The following is a 640-nucleotide window of genomic DNA, read 5'->3' as shown; positions in this document are numbered from 1 at the left end:
TCCCAGGCCTCGGCGTCCAGGGCCTTGGYCAGCTTGTCGCGTGCCTGGCGCCAGCGCGCCGCGCGGGCCTGCTCGCCGCGGGCGATGGCCAGCGGGTGCAGGGCGTCGATGACGGCGCACAGGAAGAAGCCCATCCACACCGACTCGCCCTTGCCGTCGGCGCCGACGCGGTTCATGCCGTCGTTCCAGTCACCCGTGCCAAACAGCGGCAGGCCATGGACGCCGACGGGCAGGCTGACATCGATGGAGCGCGCGGCGTGCTCGTAGATGCTGGCCTGCTCGTCGCTGATGGCCGGCACCTCGTAGATGTCCTCGGCGCCCTCGGGCACGGGGCGGCCCTGCAGGAAGGGCAGCATCTCGTCGGCCAGCGACGTATCGGCGGTGCGCTCGACGTACAAGGCCAGCGCCAGCGCCAGCCACAGCCGGTCGTCCGCGAAATGCGTGCGCACGCCGGCACCGGCCGGCTCATGCCACCAGTGCTGCACGTCGCCGGGCGGGAACTGGTGGGCCGCGTGGCGGCGGATCTGCGCGGCCAGGCGCTCGGGTGCGTGCTGCACCAGGGACATGGCGTCCTGCAGCTGGTCGCGGAAGCCGAAGGCGCCGCCCGCCTGGTAGAAGCCGGCGCGCGCCCAGATGCGGC

Annotated in this window: 1 protein-coding gene; it reads right to left on the bottom strand. The window is 73.2% G+C overall.

From position 1 onward, the window contains the following. Positions 1-640 (bottom strand): GH36-type glycosyl hydrolase domain-containing protein (locus AC1DU6_RS34490; RefSeq protein ID WP_477862983.1); only part of this gene is annotated, 640 nt, incomplete at both ends.

This window comes from Roseateles sp. P5_B10 (assembly GCF_056400485.1).
Note: the sequence above shows the minus strand (reverse complement) of the source record. Positions and strands in the feature narration are given on the sequence as shown.